The organism is Burkholderia alba (genome assembly GCF_034721475.1).
Lineage (GTDB): Bacteria > Pseudomonadota > Gammaproteobacteria > Burkholderiales > Burkholderiaceae > Burkholderia > Burkholderia alba.
The window spans coordinates 19,852-41,741 of sequence record NZ_JAWJWL010000025.1 but is presented as its reverse complement, the minus strand read 5'-3'; the positions used below and the strand labels follow the sequence as shown (position 1 = coordinate 41,741).

General features: G+C 62.0%; 23 protein-coding genes. 10 read left to right on the top strand and 13 right to left on the bottom strand.

Annotation, left to right across the window (positions count from 1 at the left end):
* Positions 1-611 precede the first annotated feature (611 nt).
* From RZR99_RS25170 to RZR99_RS25155, 4 genes are all read left to right on the top strand, one after another.
* A complete protein-coding gene (locus RZR99_RS25170) occupies positions 612-1,616 on the top strand; it encodes a PRTRC system protein D (protein WP_323122488.1) in 1,005 nt (334 codons plus the stop codon).
* 9 nt (positions 1,617-1,625) lie between these two features.
* The gene (locus RZR99_RS25165) at positions 1,626-1,958 is read left to right on the top strand and encodes a hypothetical protein (protein WP_323122487.1); all 333 of its coding nucleotides are present in this window, start codon (positions 1,626-1,628) and stop codon (positions 1,956-1,958) included.
* A 118-nt stretch (positions 1,959-2,076) separates the two neighbouring features.
* Positions 2,077-2,226, top strand: coding sequence for a hypothetical protein (locus tag RZR99_RS25160; RefSeq protein WP_323122486.1), 150 nt, complete (start codon positions 2,077-2,079; stop codon positions 2,224-2,226).
* Entirely contained in the window at positions 2,223-2,477 is a 255-nt protein-coding gene (locus RZR99_RS25155) for a hypothetical protein (protein ID WP_226237397.1), read from the top strand. The genes RZR99_RS25160 and RZR99_RS25155 overlap by 4 nt, the downstream gene beginning before the upstream one ends.
* Before the next feature lie 44 nt (positions 2,478-2,521).
* On the opposite strand, the gene RZR99_RS25150 is transcribed toward RZR99_RS25155, so the two are convergent.
* From RZR99_RS25150 to RZR99_RS25125, 6 genes are all read right to left on the bottom strand, one after another.
* Positions 2,522-2,749: a hypothetical protein gene (locus RZR99_RS25150; protein ID WP_323122485.1), complete on the bottom strand. Its 228-nt coding sequence runs from the start codon at positions 2,747-2,749 to the stop codon at positions 2,522-2,524.
* A 93-nt stretch (positions 2,750-2,842) separates the two neighbouring features.
* Positions 2,843-3,985 carry a DUF7146 domain-containing protein gene (locus tag RZR99_RS25145; protein WP_323122484.1) on the bottom strand — a complete coding sequence of 381 codons (1,143 nt, stop codon included), beginning with the start codon at positions 3,983-3,985 and terminating at the stop codon, positions 2,843-2,845.
* A gap of 429 nt (positions 3,986-4,414) precedes the next feature.
* Positions 4,415-4,969, bottom strand: coding sequence for a single-stranded DNA-binding protein (locus tag RZR99_RS25140; RefSeq protein ID WP_323122483.1), 555 nt, complete (start codon positions 4,967-4,969; stop codon positions 4,415-4,417).
* Between the two features lie 11 nt (positions 4,970-4,980).
* On the bottom strand, positions 4,981-5,823 hold the full coding sequence (locus RZR99_RS25135) for a hypothetical protein (protein ID WP_323122482.1): 843 nt from the start codon (positions 5,821-5,823) through the stop codon (positions 4,981-4,983).
* Positions 5,811-6,260, bottom strand: coding sequence for a hypothetical protein (locus RZR99_RS25130; protein ID WP_323122481.1), 450 nt, complete (start codon positions 6,258-6,260; stop codon positions 5,811-5,813). The genes RZR99_RS25135 and RZR99_RS25130 overlap by 13 nt, the downstream gene beginning before the upstream one ends.
* A gap of 136 nt (positions 6,261-6,396) precedes the next feature.
* Positions 6,397-6,735, bottom strand: coding sequence for a hypothetical protein (locus tag RZR99_RS25125; RefSeq protein ID WP_323122480.1), 339 nt, complete (start codon positions 6,733-6,735; stop codon positions 6,397-6,399).
* 425 nt (positions 6,736-7,160) lie between these two features.
* Between RZR99_RS25125 and RZR99_RS25120 the strand changes: the two genes are divergently transcribed.
* From RZR99_RS25120 to RZR99_RS25095, 6 genes are all read left to right on the top strand, one after another.
* The gene (locus RZR99_RS25120) at positions 7,161-7,862 is read left to right on the top strand and encodes a nuclease-related domain-containing protein (protein ID WP_323122479.1); all 702 of its coding nucleotides are present in this window, start codon (positions 7,161-7,163) and stop codon (positions 7,860-7,862) included.
* 226 nt (positions 7,863-8,088) lie between these two features.
* Positions 8,089-9,324, top strand: coding sequence for a hypothetical protein (locus tag RZR99_RS25115; RefSeq protein WP_323122478.1), 1,236 nt, complete (start codon positions 8,089-8,091; stop codon positions 9,322-9,324).
* Between the two features lie 50 nt (positions 9,325-9,374).
* Complete coding sequence (locus RZR99_RS25110) at positions 9,375-10,574, top strand: FlhC family transcriptional regulator (protein ID WP_323122477.1); 1,200 nt, start codon at positions 9,375-9,377, stop codon at positions 10,572-10,574.
* A 40-nt stretch (positions 10,575-10,614) separates the two neighbouring features.
* Positions 10,615-10,761, top strand: coding sequence for a hypothetical protein (locus tag RZR99_RS25105; protein WP_323122476.1), 147 nt, complete (start codon positions 10,615-10,617; stop codon positions 10,759-10,761).
* 7 nt (positions 10,762-10,768) lie between these two features.
* The gene (locus RZR99_RS25100) at positions 10,769-11,134 is read left to right on the top strand and encodes a hypothetical protein (RefSeq protein WP_323122475.1); all 366 of its coding nucleotides are present in this window, start codon (positions 10,769-10,771) and stop codon (positions 11,132-11,134) included.
* A 223-nt stretch (positions 11,135-11,357) separates the two neighbouring features.
* Complete coding sequence (locus RZR99_RS25095; RefSeq protein WP_323122474.1) at positions 11,358-12,380, top strand: CAP domain-containing protein; 1,023 nt, start codon at positions 11,358-11,360, stop codon at positions 12,378-12,380.
* A 755-nt stretch (positions 12,381-13,135) separates the two neighbouring features.
* On the opposite strand, the gene RZR99_RS25090 is transcribed toward RZR99_RS25095, so the two are convergent.
* The 7 genes from RZR99_RS25090 to RZR99_RS25060 are packed head-to-tail and all read right to left on the bottom strand — an operon-like array spanning position 13,136 to position 21,887.
* Positions 13,136-14,338, bottom strand: coding sequence for a hypothetical protein (locus RZR99_RS25090; protein WP_323122473.1), 1,203 nt, complete (start codon positions 14,336-14,338; stop codon positions 13,136-13,138).
* Between the two features lie 10 nt (positions 14,339-14,348).
* The gene (locus RZR99_RS25085; protein ID WP_323122472.1) at positions 14,349-14,942 is read right to left on the bottom strand and encodes a type 4 pilus major pilin; all 594 of its coding nucleotides are present in this window, start codon (positions 14,940-14,942) and stop codon (positions 14,349-14,351) included.
* An 11-nt stretch (positions 14,943-14,953) separates the two neighbouring features.
* Positions 14,954-16,087: a type II secretion system protein gene (locus tag RZR99_RS25080; protein WP_323122471.1), complete on the bottom strand. Its 1,134-nt coding sequence runs from the start codon at positions 16,085-16,087 to the stop codon at positions 14,954-14,956.
* Positions 16,084-18,390 (bottom strand): ATPase, T2SS/T4P/T4SS family, encoded by a 2,307-nt coding sequence (locus RZR99_RS25075; protein WP_323122470.1) that lies wholly within the window; start codon positions 18,388-18,390, stop codon positions 16,084-16,086. Before RZR99_RS25075 ends, RZR99_RS25080 begins: the two co-directional genes overlap by 4 nt.
* On the bottom strand, positions 18,387-18,965 hold the full coding sequence (locus RZR99_RS25070) for a hypothetical protein (RefSeq protein ID WP_323122469.1): 579 nt from the start codon (positions 18,963-18,965) through the stop codon (positions 18,387-18,389). Before RZR99_RS25070 ends, RZR99_RS25075 begins: the two co-directional genes overlap by 4 nt.
* A complete protein-coding gene (locus RZR99_RS25065) occupies positions 18,952-20,280 on the bottom strand; it encodes a hypothetical protein (protein ID WP_323122468.1) in 1,329 nt (442 codons plus the stop codon). Before RZR99_RS25065 ends, RZR99_RS25070 begins: the two co-directional genes overlap by 14 nt.
* A gap of 2 nt (positions 20,281-20,282) precedes the next feature.
* Positions 20,283-21,887: a secretin N-terminal domain-containing protein gene (locus RZR99_RS25060; protein WP_323122467.1), complete on the bottom strand. Its 1,605-nt coding sequence runs from the start codon at positions 21,885-21,887 to the stop codon at positions 20,283-20,285.
* Positions 21,888-21,890: the final 3 nt, after the last annotated feature.

Here is a 21,890-nt window from a genome sequence, read left to right as displayed (position 1 = left end):
GGCCGTGTGGACTGTCCGGTGTCCGGTGTCCGGTGTCCGGTGTCCGGTGTCCGGTGTCCGGTGTCCGGTGTCCGGTGTCCGGTGTCCACATGTCCTCATTGCGTCCCATTGCGGCAAACCGCCGCCAATCGTATGGATATCGCACTGTCCAGGGGTCCTCAAGGTGGACCACTGTGTACTTGATTTACTTCAGAAAAAGGCCGCGTCAATGTGCGGCCCGGACATTTCACTGCGTAGGAGGCCCAGAACGGGCCAGAAGGGACGTGTGAGCGCCTGGCGCTCAGGTTCGATGCGTCGATGACGCGGTAGGTGATGCCCAGAATAGGCCGTTTTGTCACGCTCGGCCGCGCGAAAGCTGGCGGGAAGTGCGCCGCTTTCCAAAACTTGACTTTGCGTACCGCTCGATAGACTGAATCACGCAATCTCGGACTTTATCCGGGAGATTCAAGGGCTCGCCGTTGCAATCTCCCACTTTATGTCCGACTTCGATAGCGGCCCGTTCTCAATGTCCGACTTTATCTAGGACTTTGGTGCTGTGGCAGCGCCGAAGTTCGACTCCAGGTTCGACGTTGCACCAGCCTTCCATGAATCAGTGACCAAAGGAGTCGCCCTTGAAAACTGCAGTCTTTGCTATCGACGTCGGCTACGGCAACACGAAGTACGCCCACCGTGCCGCAACCAACTCCGTCGCATCCGGCATGTTCCCGTCGCTGGCGCCGCTTGCGGCCAGTCGCTCGATCGCCGGTTACGGCGAAAGCGTTCTCACCGCACGCAAGGTCGCCACGATCGTGATCGACCAGGTCGAATACGAGGTCGGCCCGGATGTGTCGCTGACCGCCGCCTACGGGAACACCGGCCGCGCGCTGGCGGACGACTACGTGCTTTCGGCAAACTATGCCGCTCTACTGTTCGGCGCGATCCACTTCGCCGGCGTAGACCACATCGAGCGGCTCGTGCTGGGTCTGCCCGTTCACAACATGAAGAAGTACTCGGCCGAGCTCAAAGAGCGGTTTACCGGTCAGCTCGACTTCGGAGCAGGCCGCGTGAAGATAGACAAGGTTATGGTGATCCCGCAGCCGCTCGGCTCGCTCGTCCTCGCATCCAGCAATCGTCAGGGCGGGTTCGGTCGCGACGTGGAACATCTCGTCGTCGACGTCGGTTACTTCACCACCGACTGGGTCTATGCGAACGGCTTCACGATGGACGACAAGCGCAGCGGCGGCATGCCCGGCGGCGCATCGCAGATCTACCAGCGCATCGCCGCCCTGATCGCCCGCGACCAAGGCGACGAAGTGGAAGACATCGAGCGCATCGACAAGGCGCTGCGCGAACAGACGCCGTTCTTCTTTTATGGCTCGAACATCGACCTTGCACCCTATCTCGAGATGGCGCAACCGCTGATTTCGGGCGTCGTGAAGGAGATGCAGAACAACGTCGGCCGGTTGGCGAACGTCCGTTCGATCATCCTGTCCGGCGGCGGTGCCGCGCTCTATGCGGCGGTCATCCGACGTGCGTTTCCCCGAGTCGTGATCGAGGTGATCGACGCACCGTGCCTTGCGAACGTGCGTGGCTTCCTGCTGGTCGGCGAGTCCAGCCTCGCGCGCGAGCGGCGCTAAGGAGCCGGCATGAGCGACAAGATCGAGATGACCATCACGATCAACGAGCTCGTGTCGCCGCTGCTGTTCGAGCGGTTGAGCACGTGCTCCTCGGCCCGTCGCCGGGCCGCCGTCCTCAAGGCGCTCGCGGAATCGGCGTTGCGCCATGAATTGACGGGGCATGTCGTCACCGCACCGCCGCCGGCGATCCTGGGTGATGCCCCACCCCGGCAGGATGCTCTCGCACGCCAGGTCAGCACGGTCGAGAACGATGAATTTCAGGTACTCAGCGTCGGGGATGGGAGCCATGATCGGACGAGCTTCGACGACGCACTGCACGACCAGCTCGGGGCGTGGATGTGACTCGCGGGCGGCTCGCCAAATCGCGACTTGCTTTCCGCGTAGACCTGAGAAAATAGCAGTACGAGGTAGGTGTTCAAGACGTTCGACACGTCCTGCACCGATAGATAAGGAGAAGAAAATGCTGGAACTGATCGAATGGATTCGGACGGGTGAAATCGTGGACAAGCTCACGTCGCCGCTGTTTCTCGCGTGCGCGGCAGCGTTCGTGATCGCGGGCTACTACTGCGCGGGCGCGCTCAAGGCCGCGCAGCGCCAAGGTGACGAATGAGCATGATCGGTGGCCTCCCTTCCGCCATCGCCAGTGGCTACAGGGCGTTGCCGTTCGTTTTGCGTCGCCTCGTTCTGGTCTTGGTGTACTCCCTGATCTTCATGGCCGGCGCCTTCATGCACAACCACGGCGCGGGCGATATCGCCAGTCTGTTTCTTCTAGTTGGCGCAATCGGCACGTTTTGGGCCGGCGGGGCGTGGCGAGTCTTCAAGGTCATCCTCCTTCTCGTCCTGGTTATCGTGGGCGACTAAGCAAAAAAAAGCGACTTCCCGTGGGAAGTCGCTTGTCTTCAGGTTTAGTGCGCTCGGCTCTTCTCTTTTTCCTCGAGCCACGCCATACAAAAATCGACCGCCGGCTGAAACGCTTCATCCCGCAGGATGTAGCGATCGTCGCCTTTGAGCAGCCGGTCGATCACGTCGAAACGCGGACCTTCGGAAAGGACCGCTGCCCCCTCAGACGCCACCTTGGGTGGTACCTCGATCACTTCAAACTCATCCAGCACCAGTCGAAACGAGCCCATCATTCACCTCGTGATGTGGCCCGGCGCAATACGGCCCGGAGGGGACGTATCCCCACCGGGTAAGAAAAAATGTGCCGGCGAATGCCGGCATCGAAGTCACATTGCTGCACGCATTCCGCTACTGCCGGTTCGTGTCAGGTTCCGCCTCCGCGATTCTTCCCGCGCCAGTTGCCTGGCCCGCACGAGGTCACGCTTTTGTGCCCGCCGCTGGTGCTGCAACTTCCACACGTCGCAGAAATCTACGCCCTCGACTACCGACTTAACGATCGAAACGCGCTTGCCGTGCGCACGAATGCGATCAGCAAGAAGCTGCGCATGATGTTCGCCCGGACGGAAGCCGCGCCGTTGGTCAACCTTGTCGCGATCGGCGTAGATGATCACGTGGTCGTAGTCGTTCCAGTTGATATCGGCATGCTCCAGGCCACCGCAATTCAGCAGGCAGCGGACCTCGATGCGATTCTCGTACCGTGCGACGACCGCAAAGCCAGTCTCCGCGCCTTCCACCAGCGCTAGCGTGCGAGACCGCGTCGTGTTGAGCCGCACCGACGAACCGAAACTGCCGGCCGGCGCGCTCATCTCCAGCTTCGCTCGCGGCTTCCCGTTCTTGGTGAGAAAGGGAACCTTCTCGCCGTCGGCCGTGAGGTAGGTGCGATGGACACGCCGCGGCTTCCCGGCTTGCGACCGCGCGCGCTGAAGCATTACGGGAAACTTCCCCTGCTTCTTGCCGAAGGCATCGACGTACTCCAAGCCAGGGTGACAGCGCACGTCGCGCCCGATCCAATCGAGCCGTAGTCCGGGAATCCGCGTCGACAGGTATGTCCAGGCGGGCGAATCGATAGTCACCGGAGCGGCACCGTCCCACGCAGCCTGCATGTCGCGACACTTCTGCTCGTCGCTTTTTTCAGGCCGGACCGGGACCGGCTTGGCCTTGCGCACCACCGCGACGGGAATACCACCGTTGTAGTTGCCGGTCCTGAGCTCGTAGTAGATCTCGCGATACGGTTTGCCCGTCACTTCATGAATCAGCTGCACGCCCGTACCACCCTTCAAGCAGCGCGCACAATGCCAACCACCGCTAGGGTCTTTCTCAGCGGGGTAGAGCCGGAAAGTCTCTTCCCCATTGCAGAGCGGACACGTCCACCAACGCCCTTTCCCACTCAGGAACCGACTATCGATGTAGTGTGGAAAAACATTGGGCCAGCCGATGGCCGCGAGATCCAGCTTCTTCAGCTCCCCCATGATTCGTCCTCCGTTCGCACAACGGCGAAAACGCGTGCATTCGCTACCCATCGGATAGCCAGCACTGATGGATCAACAAACCTTCCTACCGCCGCGGGCTCCAACGGCACGTCGAATCGACGCGACAGGGAGAGCCCCGAGCGGGACGAAAGGCAAAAACACTTCACGTTCACGGATCTCTCCAGTTGGACTGCGGGTTGTTCGATGCCTGAGACAGGCGCAGAATCGCTTGCTCAACGAAGCCTCGCGCGGGCGCGTCGGCTTGGTTCAGCAACGTCAGCGGAACAGGGAAATGCGGGAGGGAAGGAAGACGGCGTGTGACGTGCCCGAAGGCACGTCGCACGCTATAGGTGAGAGAAAACGGGAGTGAGAAGCGGGAGCCCTTACGGGATCGCGTTCGAATCGAACCGAATTAAATGGGGTGCGATCCTAAAACGGGATGTCGTCATCCATCTCATCGAAGCCGCCACCACCGCCATACGACTGCGTCTGAGCCGGCTGGGGCACCGAGTGTTGCGGACGCGCCGCAGCGTTTGCCGGCGGCTGACCGGACGGCTGGCGCGAGGCCGGGCCGCTCGCATGACGATGCGTACCCTGCTCGAACTCGTTATCGTCGCCGTGGCCACCGCCGTCACCGCGACCGCCGCCATTACGACCACCGAGCATCTGCATCTGGTCCGCGACGATTTCGGTCGAGTAACGATCCTGCCCGTCCTGGCCTTGCCATTTGCGGGTGCGGATGCGGCCTTCGACGTAGATCGAGCTGCCCTTCTTCAGGTACTCGCTCACGATCTCGGCCAGGCGGCCAAAGAACGCGACGCGATGCCACTCGGTCAATTCCTTGAAGTCGCCGCTCGCCTTGTCCTTGAAGCGATCGGTCGTCGCAAGACGCACATTTGCTACCGCGTCACCACTGGGCAAATACCGCACTTCAGGATCCGCGCCGAGATTGCCGACGAGAATGACTTTATTGACAGATGCCATCTAGAACTCCTTCACTTGGTAATCGACCATAGCCACTTGTCCCACATGACTTGCTGGCCGTTTTTCATAATGGGTGAGCCGTCTTCCTTGCGGAAGGCCGGCACCTTGATCTTGCGGAGGCGCTTGACCGAGACGCGGTCGCCGACGTGGCAACCACATTCGCTGATCGCATCCTTCAGGCCCTCGCCCTGCAGGGTCTGTTCACCCTCTCTCGTTTCGAGGCGAAGAGCAAACGACCGATAGCTTCGAGATTTGCCTGGTCGACGGTCGGGGAAGGTTTCTTCGCCCCAGCCGTTAATCCGGCCTACGACCGCAACGGAACGGCCCAATTCGGCATCGCCACCTCGACGTGGAGAACGGAATCCACCCGATTCACCTACAGACGTCTGGCGACCGACTTCGCGCTCAACGTCGGCTGGCGTTTCCGCCGCGTCCAACGAGCGTGCCGACCGAGCTTCCGAATCTGCGGTGGGTGATGCGATGCCTATCGCGCCAGTGGCCGGTACGCTTGCGCGGCGGATCGCTGTAGCGAGCGCGTCCTTCAGCGGCGCCCGGTGCTGTTGCAACATCGCCCAATGCGGCGCGAGGGCCGGCAGTATCTTCGTGCCGAACATCGTGTCGCCAGGTGCGTCATCGAATGCCGGTACGAACTCGACGACACAGTCGCCCTCGTCGACGAACAGATGGACGATTCCCGCGATTGTCACGAGCGTCTCGTTGTCCGCGCCAGTGCCGACAGCTTTCGCGCTGCTGCATGATGCCGCGGGCGCTTCGACCGTCGACGCCGATGCCCGAGGGCTGCCCGGGAAGGCGTGAGCGAGCACGCGCGTGAAGAACATGGCTACGCCGCCCATTGCGCCTCCAGCGACAGTTGACCGCTGCACCAGCGACTGAGTCGTTCGAAGTCATAGTTGAGCAACGGAACGTCGCGGATCGCGTCCTGCATCGCTCGCGGCCGTACACGCCCGAGCGCGCAGACGACCGAGTACGGAATCGCCCCGGTCCAAAGCTCCATGATCCAGCCGAGCGTTGCGTAGTAATCGACCTTATCCACCGGCCGGTTGCACAACCGTTGATGAAGCATTTCTGCGCAGTCGATCAACGCCTCCGGGACGTTGTCGCTATGCCGGCTGTCGAGGGCAAAGAAGACCACGGCCTCGGCGAGTTTTTCCCGAACGTGCGGCTCCCAGCGATCGGGGTCCGGCAAGGGATCGAGTTTAGGTGGGGTGATGAGAATCGGCGAATCACCGTCGAACATGTCGAGCTGCCAACCAGCTACATGCGGTTTCATGAGCGTGCTCCGGATATCGAACGGGCACCTCATTCCCCTGACCGGGAACGTGGTTCCCGGTGGGAGATGGGGTGCCCGCGCGAATTGCTTCGCACGGGCGGACTGGGGCGACTTACTGCGTGCCCGTTCTCAGGTGTTAGGCATTCGTCCGGTTCGACGAAGCGTTGATAGGGATGACAACAGCGGATTTCGCATACTGACGTTGGGAGACTGCCAGTGCCTGAGCTTCGGCATTCGCCGTCGTGACAGGACTGCTCTTTGCGTGCCGCAGACTTTCGTCAGCATCGTGGCGATCCGCGGAGTCGCGATCCGACTGACGCGAAGCGTTCTTCGCACCGTTCTTGAAGTGGTTGTACGCAGCGCCTACCATCAACAGCGCCACGATGATTGAGTGCGCCGCGATGTAGACCGCCAAGCACAGAGCGAGGAACTTGACCGGCGATTTGAATGCGCCGCTGAACAGGGACTTCAACATGTTTCTCTCCAGAGAAAACTGAACAAGGGGGATGTCCGGACAACGCCCGGTGGTTTCGATGCTCGGAACGAGCAAGGAAATCGACGCGAAGCGCTTTCGTCTGCGACCTCGTTGGTCAGCGCACGAAATCGCTCAGGGCCGATTGCAGGGAAGGTGCGGGCAAGCCGCGAAATGGCAGAGCCGGTTGGCTCAGGAAGGTCGATGCGTCGAAAACGCGTGATAGAGGTAGGGTAAGCCGCACCAATGCGCGGTGCACGCGGAATGCTCGCCAATCGCGTACAGCTTTGGCCGCACGGTCCGAACGCAACCGGTTGTTGGGAAAAACCGAGAATGCTCCAGAAAATCGTATAGCTTTCTCCGGAACTTGACTTCGAAAAATCGGAGACAAACTGGACGCGTCACTTCATCAATCGAGGCGCATTCCAATGTTCTGGATTCTCATCGTTGTCGCCGGTGCCTGGGCACTGGCCAAGCACTACGCGAAATCCCACCCGCGTCGCCAATCGACGCCTCCGGTTACCCGTAGCCAGGCATCGGGCGATGCCGGCGAGGCTCGCCTGCTCGGCGAGCTGCGCCGCGTCCTATCTCAGCTCTGCGGAAATGACTTCTACGTCCACCCCACTGCGCTGCTGCTGCTGCACGCGCCGGGCACCGAGTTCCCGACCGCAGAGATCGACCATCTGGTCGTCACGCCGTTTGGCATCTTCGTGATCGAGACCAAGAACTGGGCAGGCGCCATCGCGCCTGGCAGCAGCGCCGATACGGTCGTGTGCCACCTGCCTAGCGACAAGCTCGAGGAGCGTCGCTCGCCGATCAGCCAGAACCGAGCCAAGGTTGCCTTCCTCCGCGGCACGTTGCCTTCGGTTTGGAACGTCCAGGGCCTCGGCGTCTTCGCGAACGACAACTGCTCGCTATCCCCCTACCTGCCGCTTGCCCTCGTCACCCTGCGCGATCTGGGCTACTGGTTGCGTACCCAACGGGATCGGCACGCGAAGTCCGGAAATCCGAGCATCAACGTGCCGGCTGCGTGGGGCGCCGTGAATCGGCTGAGCGTAGCTGACCTGACCGGAACGGCGCTATCGGCACACCGCCATAAAGTTGCCCGAAATTCATCCGTAAACAACTGACCACCGCGTTACATTTATTAACAAACTGAAACAATTCGTTTCAGCTTGTTGGCGTGCGTCATTTGGCGAAAGACACATTGTTTCGTGCAGCTTTCGCCCCTTGGCGCTGAAAAGCGCCGCGTAAGCTGGTGCAGGCCGCCAGGTCTCATTTCCGTCGGACGGGCCTCCCCGATCCGACTAGTCGCCTAACCCGTGCCAGGGAAGGCATCCTCCAACGGAGAACACCGTGTCCAAGAAACCGCCGAAGAAACCCGAAGACGACGAGAACTTCAACCCTACCGTTCCTGACAATGCCACGCCGGCGGACGCCGATCTCGAACTGAAAGCCACGTTCGCGCATGTCCCGGACCAGCTTGAACTCACCACCGCCGCCCGTGAAATGTTCACCGGTCTGCCAGACGGTCTGATTAGAACAATCATTCAGGAAAGTGAGGAAGTCGCCCACTCGACGCGCAAGATCCTGCAGGAGCACATGCGGATCGGCGGCAATTTTGCGCACATCCATGCATCCGTCATCGGCCACTTCGTCAGCACCCAAGGCGACAATCAGAAGGTCAAGAACCGGGCGGCCGAGCTCGTCTACTCCTTCCTCACCAAGGTTTTCCAAAAGTCGAAGTCGTCCGTCAGTCTCTACATCCGGTGCTACAACAAGTTTTCGAACAACATCGGCGCCGTCGAAATGCTGACGTACAGCGATATGTCGCTGCTCGTCCACAACCACATCGGTGACGACATCATCGAGAAGGTGATCGAGGCGAAGCGCGAAGACCCCACGCTCACCAAGAACGAAGTCAAACGCCTCATCGCGACGCTGGAAGACCAGATCGCCGGGAAGGACAACAGCATTGAGGAAGCGACTTCTCAGTTACATGCCACCATCGGCCGGCTGGACGACGCCCAAAAAGAGATCGATCGACTCTCGTCCGAACTCAGCAACGTGCGACAGGAGCAATCTCGCGAGAAAGTGAGGGCCCAAGAGACGCAGGTTTCCCTCGCGTCGACCGGCAAGCAGGTCAGCACGCTGCAACAGACGCTCGCCAACAAAGAACGCGAGGTCGAGCAGCTCACCGCCGATATCGTCAAGCTCAAATCGAACCCGGTGAAGACCGAAGTTCCAGTGCCGACCCTGCCCGAGTCCTACACGAGCCTGCAAGAAGCGGTAAAGGACAAGCTCGCCGAACACGAGGCCGTCGACCTTCAGCTTCAACAAGCCAAGGCGGAATTGTCGGACCTCGAAGCACGTGCGCAGGAGCAGCGCGCATCGATCGAAGCGAGCGAAGTGCTCGACAAGAGGATCCGCGGGCTGATCGAGACCTTCAGTTCCTTCGTGCAGGACTATCACAACGCGCAGCTGCTCGCGACCGCTGACGGAAACCCGACCCGCTTCAAACCGCTGTTTCAAGCGTTTAGCGACCTGATCGGCAAGTTCCACGGTGAGGTGACGGCGGCCGCACGAGCCTGATACGCACGGGCCACGCTTTTTGTTGTGCAGTAGAAGAGAGACTCAAAAAAATGGACAAGAAAAACTCGCGCGAGACCTACCGTTCGATCGAGCGACTGTACGTACCCAACTGGTTGACCGAGCGCATCCAGGTGACAAACTTCGACCTCGTCGACCAGATGAAGTGGCTGCTGGAAATGGACGGCGCCTTCAACGACATTCTGGCCGTCGAGCGAAGAGAGATCGATCACGTCAAACACAACGAGGGGTCGTTGCGCAACCTCCTGCGCACGCCGTTCCTGATGGTCGCCCCGACCCTCGAGTCGGTGGAGGACTGGCGCTGCTTCGTCGACGACACCCCCACTACCGTCGCAGTCGACCAGCTGATTCGCAAGCTTCCGCCGCTGGACGCGCTCGCGAAGTTCTCGGTCGAGCAGCACAACCGCGTCTTCCTCGACCTGGTCACGAGCGTCATTCACCTCAGCGTACTGGCGGCTCCGCTTCTCGGGGTCACGACCGAAGTGGTCGCCTACCTCGCGTCCGTGCCGACCTACAAACTGCGGATTGCACTCGGTCGGATGAACGGACTGCCGCTGTTTCGCTGGCGCTTCAACACGCCGACCTTCTGGTATCAGTTCACCGCCAGCGAATTGACCGACGAGATGGTGGCACACCAGATCATGGCGACCTCCCCGATTCGGATGAACAGCGCGCCCGGCAAGGCCGGCTGGAGCGAGCTGCGCCTGCCGCGCGACAAGAACGAGACATACGCCTGCGCACTGATGGCATATGGATGCCGCGCGTCGACCGCCGCCAGCCTGTTCCGTCTGAACCAGAACGCGATGCGTCAGAGGTATGTCGAGATGCACGGCACCAGCTCGCCGTGTGGCAACACACCGAACTCGCTCAACTGGTTCGTCGAGACGCCGACCAATCGCCTGCACGGAACGATCTTCACGTGGTTGTACCGCGCTGCGCTCGCGTCCGGCGCCAACGCGCCGCAGGCGCTGATCGCGACAAACGACGTCTATCAGCAAATCTTCGGCGGCCAGCACGCGATCTCCGTCGACCGCGGCTGCAACCTGACGCGGGCGATGGCCGCCGACAACCGGCTCACGATCGCACCGTGCCGAACCTGCCGGACTGAATACATCGTCAGCAACAACGATACGAAGATCGAGATGCACCATAGCTTCGACTGCCCGGCCTGCACGGGACAACTCGGCGCAAAGCGGCGTAGCACCAAGGCGAGGATGCGAAGTGGCGAATAACGACGATCGCGCGGCACCTCCCGCCCTCCTGGACCTGCCTGTGAGCCTGATCGTGATCAACGGCGATCGCCGGCCGCAATTCGCGTGGTACGACGCCGAAACCGAGCAGTACCACTCCGAGGCGGACGGCCAAGTCATCGTCGACGTCCGTGCGGCGCTGCCGTGGGCAGCGGCCTACGTTCACTAGGGCGCACATGGACGACCTCGCCTACCTCGTCGCCGAAAGCAACGCCGCCTGGCTCGACGGCCGCGGCGACGGTCGGTTCGAGAGGTATGAACGGTTCTATCAGGCGCAGCGCGAGACGAGGGCCGAGTCGTTCGAACTCGAGCAGGTCAACGAAGCCTATCCCGATTGGGTTGGCAGTCAGCCGCCGCCAGTGCTTGGAATGCTGGCCAGGCCGTGGTTCGGTAAAGTTCTGGTCGCCCTCACCTGCACGTACGTTGGTGCAGCAGCCGTCCCCGTCGTGTCGTCGGCAATTCCGTACAAATCGACCGTATTGCTGGGCGTGGCCTTCATCGGGCTGCGGGTATTCCACTGGAAGCGGCGCAAGTCCAGATGACCGACAGACCTTGACTCCCGCCAGATGGCGGGATTTTTTTGTCCGGACACCCTTAAGTCTGATGAAATGTTTCCGTAATTTAGAATTGGCGTTTTTTGGCTTGCCCACGCCATTTCAAAAAGTGGGCCGTCGGCCGCGCGAACTTGACTTCGCGGCCGCGTCGGTAGGATGGAATCGAGGGTTCGCGGTGGGCGGGCCCAACAACAATACGAGGACCAACACAATGAAGAAGCTCACGACCATCAGCCTTTCCGCACTCGCGGCGGCATCGCTGCTCGCGCTCGCCGCCTGCGGAGGCGGTGGCGACGGCGGCAGCACGAACACCGGTTCGACTGGCAACAATCCGAACCCGTCCAACCCCGGCACCCCGTCGACGAGCGCCCCGGGCATGGTCGATAGCGCTCAGTACCCCGCCGGCAGCGCCCAACTGGCAGCACTGAACCTGCTGAACCAGTACCGCACGCAATGCGGCTTCCCCGCGCTCAAGCAGAACACCGTGTTGGATCAAGCGGCCCAGAATCACGCCAAGTACATCGGTCTCAATGGTGCAGTAACCGATACGGAAGTGTCGACGAATCAGGGATTTACTGGTGCAACGTATGTCGACCGTGCCGCAGCCGCTAAATTTCCTGCAGGAGCCATCGGTCTCGGTGTGAGCGTGGGTGTCGCAACGGGTACTGGCAGTTTCAGCGACACGCAGTACGGTCGGCAAGCGGTCTACTCGCTCGTTGGCGGCGTATATCACTCTGATGTCGCAACGTTCCCGATCGACACGGTCGGCATAGGTGAGTACCAGACGCAAGCCAGCAGTGGTACCTACCAGTTCACGAGCTCCTGGTTGTCCATGAGCCTCTTGAACATCGCGAGCAAAAGTGTCTCGAACGCACCCGCAACCTTCCCGTGCGACGGTGTGACGAGCGTACCGTACAAGGAAACCAGTGAAATCCCGATGCCGCCGAACGTATCGAACACCGGTTGGGGAACCCCGATCAGCGTGATGGGCAATCTCCCCGACGTGATCATCCTGCAATCTGCATCGATTACCGGGCCGTCGGGCGCCGTCGCTGTCCAGGTACTCAATTCCGACAGCGATCCGAACAAGCTGCTTGGGAAGTACCAGGCCGTCGCCTATCCGACGTCCCCTTTGTTGCCGAACACCACGTACAGCGTCACGATCGACGGGACAAGCAATGGCACCGCTTTCTCACGGAATTTCAGCTTTACGACCGGTAACGTCGTCGGTTGATCGACAAGCCATTTGAAATGCAAAAGCGCCCATCCCGGGCGCTTTTTTTTATCCCCCCTGATAACCAGAATTCTGGGTGGCCCACATTTGGTATATCGATCCGTCGTCAATTCGAACCGAACACCACATTTGGTGGTCGGTACCTCGATAGTCGCCGGCTACGTAAAGCGGTCCGGTACCCCAAGTCTCGCCATTCATTGCCCACACACCAGTCCCAAACTGGTATCGCAAGAAATCCCCAGGTTGGAACGTGACCTTGAACCTGCCGCCTGAATATGTCCGGAACGCCGCGTTGCAGATACTCGCCCAATCACGCGTAGAAGGATCCTGCGCGGGCGCCGTGCAAACCGGCGCGGTCCAGTTTGTACCGGTCCACGTCGCGGGACTCGCCGTCCCCCAACCATTCGGACAACCCGGGGGAGGAGCAGCGTAATTGCACTGCGGTTGAGACCATCTCGACCCCTGCCAAACCGACGCTGCTACCGTCGTCCACCCCGCCCCGGTCTGACACTGCGGCTGCGGGATCGCCCCATTACGCAACGGCACCGCACACGTCGAATCCTGATAACCCGGCGTGCACGGAATCGGCGCGCACGCCTGCCGCATGCCGATGTATGCGCCGGCCTTGTCGTAGAACGGATACGATCGAAGCCCGAACCCCGGCTGACACGATCCGTCCGCAAATGCGCTGCTCGCGCCAATCGACAACATTACCGCTATTACCGACCTCGTCCAGCTTTTCACTTTTCTCTCCCTCAATACGAACAATAGGTTTCAACGACGGCGGTACCGCTTGTTCCGTTGCCATTGCCATCCGTAATAAACACGGTCCATGGTCCGCTGCCCGACGCAGATACGTTCACGGTCGCGGTCGGATTCACATAGAAGCTCACCGGGCTGAAAATGATCTGTGGCGTCCCGCCTGTCGCACAACTTGGAGCTGGGACCCCCCAACCGTTCTGGACCATGAAGTACCCGTGCCGGAGCGCCGGCCCACCGATCGGCAACCAGACATGGTCCTGACACGACAGCACCTGTCCACGCCCATCTCTGTTTTGTGCGATCGCGCCATTTATCGGGCACGACGCGCGCGGCGTTGCAACCGCGCCCGGAGTGATCGTCTGCGTCACCTGCAGCTGGCCATTTACGGTGCTGTCGCCGGTTGCGATCGGCGCCAGCGCTGTCCCATCCGCGTTCTGCACCGCCAGCGTTCCGGGGGTCCGCACGGCGTTGCTGGCCGCGACATTCGAGGCGGCCAACGTCGGCGCCGCAATCGTTCCGGTCGCATCGATGTTGCCCACGTTGTGCAGATCGACGCCGTTGACATCCTGGCTGCCCGTCCACTTCAGCGAGCCGTCGCGCCGGATGAACACGGCGTTCCCGTCCGATGACGGTCCGTTCGTCGCCATCACAATGCCGGCCGGTGCGCCGGGGACCGGATTCGTCGCAGTCCATGCGCCATTCAGCCCTTTGATCGCCGCCGGATTCTGATTCGTCGAGAACCCGAATCCAACACCAGCTGCCTGCACGACGACCCCGGCGCCGGCAGCGTCCGGGCTTCCCCGCCTCGTCACGGGCTGCGACGAATAGAAGACGTAGCTCACCTTGCACGACGTCGTGCCCGTCGCGCAGTCGTCCGGACCAACGCTCATCTGGATCATGTAAGACCCACCCCAGAACGGCCCGGCCGCATAGTCCGCCTTCAGATATTGACCAGCGCGCAGCTCGGCAAACGTCGGTGGTGTGATGGTCGTGGTCTTTCCGCCGACCATCTGCGCCACCAACGTGCCGTACTTGTCCGTCACCCAGTTCGACAATGCGGCGTTGATTGCCGCCTGGTTCCTCCCTTCGACGCTCAGCACGTCATGCCGGCGCGTCTCGACGTCGCGCTGGATGGCTTGCAACGTCATTATCCCTGCAGCAACCAGCACGACCACGACTTCAATAATGCTGAGCATCGGTCGGTCCTTAGTTGCTCTTCGTCGCGTACATCACAATGCTGGCGGTCGCGCCAGCTGATGTGCACGCCGTGTTCGCAGCGGTCGAGCTATAGGTGGTCGTCGGACTCGAAATCGTCGTGTTGTTCACCTTGACCATCGTGTAAGCCGCCGAGACCGCATCTGCCGAAAGCGAGCAGACTGTCGACGGCACCGGATACGTCACGGCGACGGCATCATTCGTAACCGTCACGGTCGCCGGCGCCGCTGCGACACCACCGCCGAAGAGTCCCGTCAACGCGCCGGAAGTCTTGTTCAGGCGTCGGCCCGCCGTATCGAACGCGTGCCCCTGCGTGAGCGACAGCATCGTCACGCCCGAGAAGTCGATCTCGCTCGCGGTCGCGTCCTGAATGCCACTCCGGAAGTACTGCGCCTCACTCTTGAACTGCATCGCATGAATGCGGTCCATCACGTATCCCCAGCCCATGTAGACGAGAAGTGCGATCAGTGCGCCGCCCGCCATCACGCCGGCGGCCTCGACCAGCGACAGCTCCCCTTTCTGCTTGCGACGGCTCTTTCCGATGAAAAAACGCTTGCGCGGTCGCAGTTTGTTGATTTCGTTCATGACGTTGGCTCCTAGAAATTCTGGTTGATAGAGGTCGGAGCGCTATCGAAAGCGACAGCACCCGTTGCGAGATACGAACCCAGGCCGAAGACAAGGAACGCCAGCACCGCCCCAGCGAGTAGTACGTAGTGCGTGATCTTTGCGTTCCGTCGCACCGCCTCGACGACGCGCTCGAGCGAGGTCTGTCCAAGATCCTTCACCGCCTCGACAAACTGATCCCGCCCGGCCGCATCAGTCAGAATGTCGATGGTGGTTTCCGAGAAGATCCCGGTATCGAGTGCGAGCATCGGTTGGTCGGGGTTCGCCGTCAGCCGCGCGCTCATCCGGCGCAGGTGCCAACGCATCCACGGGTCGGCCGATTTGGTGAGTTTGTCCAGCGCGCCTCGCAGGGTGAGGCCCGAGTCAAACAGTCCCGCCAACGACACGATCAGCAGCGCCGCACGGAGATCCCGACGATTGCGCCACATCAGCGGCATCGCATCGACACGGTTCCGAAGCTCACCCGTCCAATGCTTAAGTGTCTGGAAATACCCGACCACCAACCCCACGACGACCGCAGACGTCAGCCACCAGTAGTCGGCGCAAAACGTATCGAACGCGTAGATGAACTGGCCGAACGCCGACCACTTCTCAAGCGGCTTCACATCCAGCGTCGCCGGCAGAATCTGCGCGCCGAACAGCACACAGAACGAATAGAGATAGACCAACAGGAAGGCCGGATACGCCATCTGCAGTGACGTCGTCGCGGACAGCACGCGCTTCGCATGCGCCGCCATCTCGGCCAGCTCCAGCCCTCGAATCGCGGCATCGTCGCGGGGCGACTGTCCCGCGAGTTCGAGCAACACGAATTCGTCGTTCGGGATGGACGGCTTGATCGCCGTCGCAAAATCGTCACCGGCGCGCATACGTTGGGCGATCTTCTGGAACACCGGCCACGAGAGGTTTTTTCGTGAGCGATGCCGCACCTCTAGTGTCGTCAGCCGTTCGAGCAATGTCTCGCTGTTACGCAGCCCCTTTTTGGCGATGTCGAGACGAGTCTCCCGGAAGAACATTTCGCGCATCGCTCGGAATCGAAGCGTTGCGAGGCGCAGTCGCTCCTTCGCCGGAAGCACCATGAAGATGGAGTAGATGAGCGACTTGATCACGATGGCAACACTCCATCCGCGTCCGGGGCCACCCGATATGCGTCGAAGCTGCACATAGACTCATCGATGAATCGTGGATCGATGAGCCCGCGCGACGCCTTGTAGAGCGCGTGCTCGTAGACGCTCTTGCCCGTCATATCGGCGTCCGCGAAATCGCTCTTCCGGCTGCTGCGCCACACTTGCTCGGCGCCCCTCCAATCGCGTACAGAAACGCGCTCGAGGAACTCAGGCGTCGGTCTGTACAGCTCCATCGCGAGCGTCTGCCCCTTGATGCCCGCCGCTACTTTGCCGGTGCGCGTGAACAGACCCGGACGGCGGCAATGCTCGCACCCGTCCTCCTCCCGGCACGCCATGGTGGACGTGTCGAGGCCGAACTTGCGCTCAAGCGTCGCGATCTGCTCCGGCGACAACACGTCGCGCGCCGGCCGTTTGCAGTGCGGGCAAAGAACCGGGATCAACTTCTGATTGCCGACCGCATTCAGGAAACTGCCAGACGCCACTTCATCCATCGGCAGCTTGAGCCGGCCACCGACCAGTCGCATCACCGCGCCGAGGATGCTGTTTCCGTGCAGCGTCGTGCGAACCGGGTGGCCGGTCAGCGCGAGTTCGGCGACCAATCCCGCGAGGACAGAGTCGCGCACTTCGCCGATCGTGAGATCGTCGGGATCCATTCGCATCAGGGTGCGAACCACCTCGACGATCTTCCGGTTTGCGTCCTCTTCGGTCTCGTTCGGCCGACGCTGGATCGAAATGTCCGACAGCCACGGCGCGGGCACCTCGGACGGCTCGTTGACTGCGAACTGCTTGATGCGGTCACGATTCGGCACGAGATACGACATCGCGCGCAGCAACGTCGTCTTCGCCGAGCCGGTTTCCCCGGTCAGGAACGTGGCACCGCCGGTCACCTTGCCGAGACTCTCAAGGATCTCCAGTTGGCTCGCCTCCAGGCCCATCTCGTGCGGAAGCAGCACCTTCACGTGTTTGAAGTTGCCGTCCAGCAAGCGCAGCGCGACATCGAACCCGCCGACAAGCGGCGCGCTCTGCCAACGGATATTGACGAGGCTCATGTGCGCGACGAGTGGAATCATCGCGGACTGCGGTGCCGATGGCTGGAACGTCTCTCCAGAGTTCGTATTGCGTTGAACGAGATCCTGATAGGTTGCCGACAATGCCCGGCGCACCAGCGCCTTCGGCATCTTCCGGTACGAATACATCTCTCCGTCAACGCGCAAACGCAGCTCGACGTCTTCGGCGTATTCACGGTACTCGTAGTGAACGTCTCCCGCGCCGTACGCGGTCGCGGCCTCGATCACATCCCGGAACGCCCCGATCGCCCGGGACGCCTCAGGTACGCTCGACGTCGCCCGATGCTTTTCCGAGTTGTAGAGTGCTGCGATCACGTCCGTGTCAGCCACCATCTCTTCGTGCACGGAAATGTCGGCCCGCGCGAGATCCTTCAGATAGGTCGCGTACAACTGGCTTTCGTGGAAACGCTGCGTCGACACCACGATCGAGATTCCAGCCTGCAGCTCGACCGCAATGAACTCGCGGCGTGCCGACTCGGTGACGGCCAGCGCCGCGTTTTCATCGCGCTGGCACAACACCCGCTTGAACGTCAGCGCGTCTGCATGCACCAGACGCGGCCGACCTGTCTCGATCGAGACCTCGGGCGGCTCGGTCACATCCGTGCCGACTCGGCGCACCGTCGGCGGATCGTCGTATCCAGCCGGTCGGTACGATGCGGCTTCACGCTCCTGCACTGCGTCCGCATCCGGCGATTCGGACGGCTCGGGCCCACGTGCTGACCCATGCACCGGGGCATCCGCTCGCGCAGTCGCCGGTTCCGCCTCGGGTTCCGACGAAGCCACCGAATCAACCCTCACCTCGACCGTCGAAGGCGGGACATCGGAACTGACAGTCGCGCGCACGTTGTCGGGTTTCGCATTCCCAACATCGCGAGCCGGCGGGACATCGACGGCGACGGCACAAGGCGACGCAGAGTCCTCCTCGAACACCGACACATCTTCGATTTCATCTTGCGCGTGACGCAGCATCATGCCCATCGTCATCGGCTGCCCCTGATTCGCCTGGCGCGGGTTCACCGGTTTGCTCGTCGTCTTGAAACGCGGCTCGCGCGGACCATCGACTTCAACGGCTGATTCGCCGCCATCCACCGGCTCTCGTCCGACGATCGGCATCGCACTCGACGAGTTATCGGTAAAGCCAGCTTTGAATGCCTTGAGCCGGCCGAGCAAGCCGCGCTTCTCCGGCTCCCGCAATTCCATCTCCGCAAAGAGGCTCATTGCGTACCTCCCAGCGGTACGCCCGGCAACGGGGCGCCGGTGGGCAGCGGCGCCCCCAGATCCACCAGCGAGCGAACGGCATTCGTCGCCGGCGACTGGATCGGCGCAGCGCCGCGGATCGGCTCTTTCCACGACCGCTTGCCTTCGGCCACCGTTACCGCGTAGCCGTCGACGCCCTTGACGCTCCAGCCGTTGAGCAAGGTTGCGCCGACGCGCGCCGGGTAGATCGCATCGCGGAACGAGTACAGGACATGGGCACCGGTCTCGTCGTTAAACGCGCCCAAGAACGAGACCGGCTCGGCATGCGCGCGCGGCTGGCGGCGTGGTTTTTCTACCGGCTTCGGCTGAGCGTCAGCTGTCACGGCGCTCGCGACGATTCCAGGCTGCGGCTGCGACATGGCACCGGGCGGCAACATGCCAACGCCGGGCGCACCCCCACCCAGTTGGCGGGCGAGATTCGCGCGCGCCAGTTGGTCGATATCGTCGATCGACAGGCTGGCGCCGACGGGTCCGGCATGGGCGGACGCGGCAATACCAACGCCCGCCGCGACGAGTGCGTGCTTAATCGAAAACATAGTATTTACCCTTCGCGGTGAAGTGAACGCCATACGACGATTCGCCCGTCTCCCTGTTGGGGATCGCAGATGCACCTTCATTGAGGCGCAGGTCGACCTTCAGCGAATCGATCGTCATGTTCGGGGGCAGCTTGGTGAGCAGCGGTGATTGCCAGCGAAAGCCTTCGATCGTCCAGCCACCCTGTTTGAGCAACGGCCCCACGCGCCCCCCTTCAACGGCGCCAGGCGCAGCAATCAGCGACCGCGGTTCATCGAGCGTGACCACGTAGCCGTAGGCTCGAAGCTCCAGGACCTTGGCCGACATGCGTTGCGGTGGCGTCTGGAGCATGTCGATGAACGCCTGCAAAGTCGGCCAACTCGTCGACTCGCTTTCCTTCAGGGACGCGACCTTAGGAACAGCCGGGCCTCGCCACTCGAGCGATAGACCGTCACGCGCGAAAGTCACCGGGCGCATGTCCGCAGTCGCTGCCAGCGCGAACCCAGCGAAGGTCCCCCCGTTCCGACGGAATTTCATCGTGCAGAACCCAGACGACGGACAGTTCGCCTCCTGGAACAACCAACCCTTGATGACCGTTTCCTTACCGCCAACGGCCGCGAGCAATGCAGGCGCGAGGTCAGATGCTCGCGGTTGCACGCGCGCGAACGCCTCTTGAACGGCCGTCGCATACTGTTCAGCGAACGTTGGAGCACGAGGAGGCGGCGGAGGCGGGGACAGCACCTCCATCAGCTTGGGAACGCCGAACAACGCGCCGACCACGATCGCGATGACCGGAACCAGGGTCGGCACCGACATCGGGAGCTTCGTGATGCGACCGACCTTGCCGTTCGCGAGCAGCTCGCTCGCCTGAAACGGTTCGTCGACGTCGCCGATCCGATCGCCCGTACCAAGCGTGTCGAGCTTCAGATTGCCCCTCTGGCATTCCTGCTCGATCTCCAAACGCCGCGATTGCGCCGCCTCGGGGGACAGCACTTCGTCGTTGCGCACCGCGCCGCGCACCACGAACACCAGGTAGATGCGCGGTCCGTCCTGCAGCAGGACCAACGCGGCGGGCAGGCTCTTGATGCGCTCGTGAAGGGCGACGCGCGCCGCGCCCGAGTACAGGCGGGCGCCTTTCACTTCCGGTGCATCCGGCATCGCAAAGCCGCCGATCAGGTCGGTGCCGACCTTGAACTCGACGTAATGCGTCGCGCCGAAGGCATCGGCATAGCGCCGGCGCTCGGCCTTCCCGCCCTTTGCCGGGTAGGCCCGCCAATCGATGCCGAACACAAGGCGTGCGCGCTTGTCGGTCGGCAGGGGTTCCGTGATGTGCATCATGATCACATCGACGGGACGACCGTCGCCTTCAGCATGATGATCTGGAACGTCTTCGCCTTGTTCCAGCTACCCGTGATGCCGGCGATGCCGGTATTCGTCGTGCTGTCGGCCTGATCCGTGATCGCGCCATACAGCACGATGGTCTGCCCATCCGACAGTGCGATCATCTGGTCGTCCTTCGTGCCGATCGTGTGCGCGAGCTGGATCTGCTGCTGGGTCTGACCGGACCCGGCGCCCACGCTGGTGAACGGGCCGTTGAGTTTCGAGCTGTCCGCCCAGTACGCGAGGACGATCTGGTTGTGATCGTTGACCGCGGGCAGGACGTTCACGAAATCGCCAGTCGTGATGGTGCCCGGCGTCAGGCCCGGCACACCGCCGGACGTCGCCGTCAGCGAGCCGGACGACGGCGTGGTCGAGCGCAAGTAGTCGTCGCTCTTAAACGACGCCACCGAGACCGGCAGGCCGTTGAGCGTCATCTTTGTCATCGTGTTGTCCTGCACCGTGCGACCGTACTGGTTCAGCGCATTCACGACTGCGTTCGTGCCGGAGAACGGCGCGTCCGGGCGCAACACCGACACACCGACCGAGCCGCCGCCCGTAGCAAGCGACGTCGGCGAGGCAAAGCTGATCGCGTAGCGCGCGAGGCCGGCATGCATCGCATTGAACACAACGTCCGCGTTCATGCCTGCCTGGCTGCCCCGGTTCAGCGCGATCTGGATCGTGCGGACCGTGATGGCCACCTGACGCGTCGAGATCGCGTTTTCGTGCTTCAGCAGCTTCCCGATGTTGTCCGCCGCTTCCTTGGTGTCGTACACCATCACGAGTCGGCTCTGCGGGTTCACGCTCACCCGGCCCATCGGCGACTTCAGCTTCTCGATTTCTGCCGTGATCGCCGCGATCTGATCGAATTCGCCTTCGCGCCCCGTCGATGTCTGCGCCGAGAACGAACCCGTGTTGCCGCCGGAGCTACCGCCACCGCCGCTACCCGACTGATTGCCGGTCGACGTGTCCATGCCCTTGCTCATCGTCGATTTGATCGACACCTTGCCCGGGATCGCAGCGATCTGGTACATGCGCGTGACGAAGCGACTGACGTTGATCGTGCTGCCGTCGAACGACCAGTCGAGGCCCAGGTCGGTCGTCATGTTCTTCATGTACGTACCGGACCGGCCCGTGAACGCCTGCCGGTAGATCGGCTCTTCGGTTCGCGCGGCGTTGTTCTGCCCCTTCGACTCCGTTTGGCCGGGCACCAGCGAGTCGCGCGGCACGAACACATCCGGGCTCAGGTGAACTGGATAGCCCGTCGCGGTCGAAATCAGCGTGGCGATCTGCTTGATGCCGAGGTTCGCCGGAAGCGTGACCGTCTTGTCGCGGAACACGGCCGGCAGCGTCGCCTCGTAGGCAAGCGGAACCAGCCGGTCCCCCAGGAACGCGGTCGGCACATCCTCGACGAGCGCCATCGGCGCCGGACCCTTGCCAAGCGCGTTGGAGATCGTGCGGTGTGCCGCGTCGTAGCTGTCGTTGACGTCCTGCTGCGTCACGGCGCAACCGGCGGCCATCAGAGCGGCTGCGATCGCGACCGTGGATTTCAAAAGGTGAACGCGCATGGT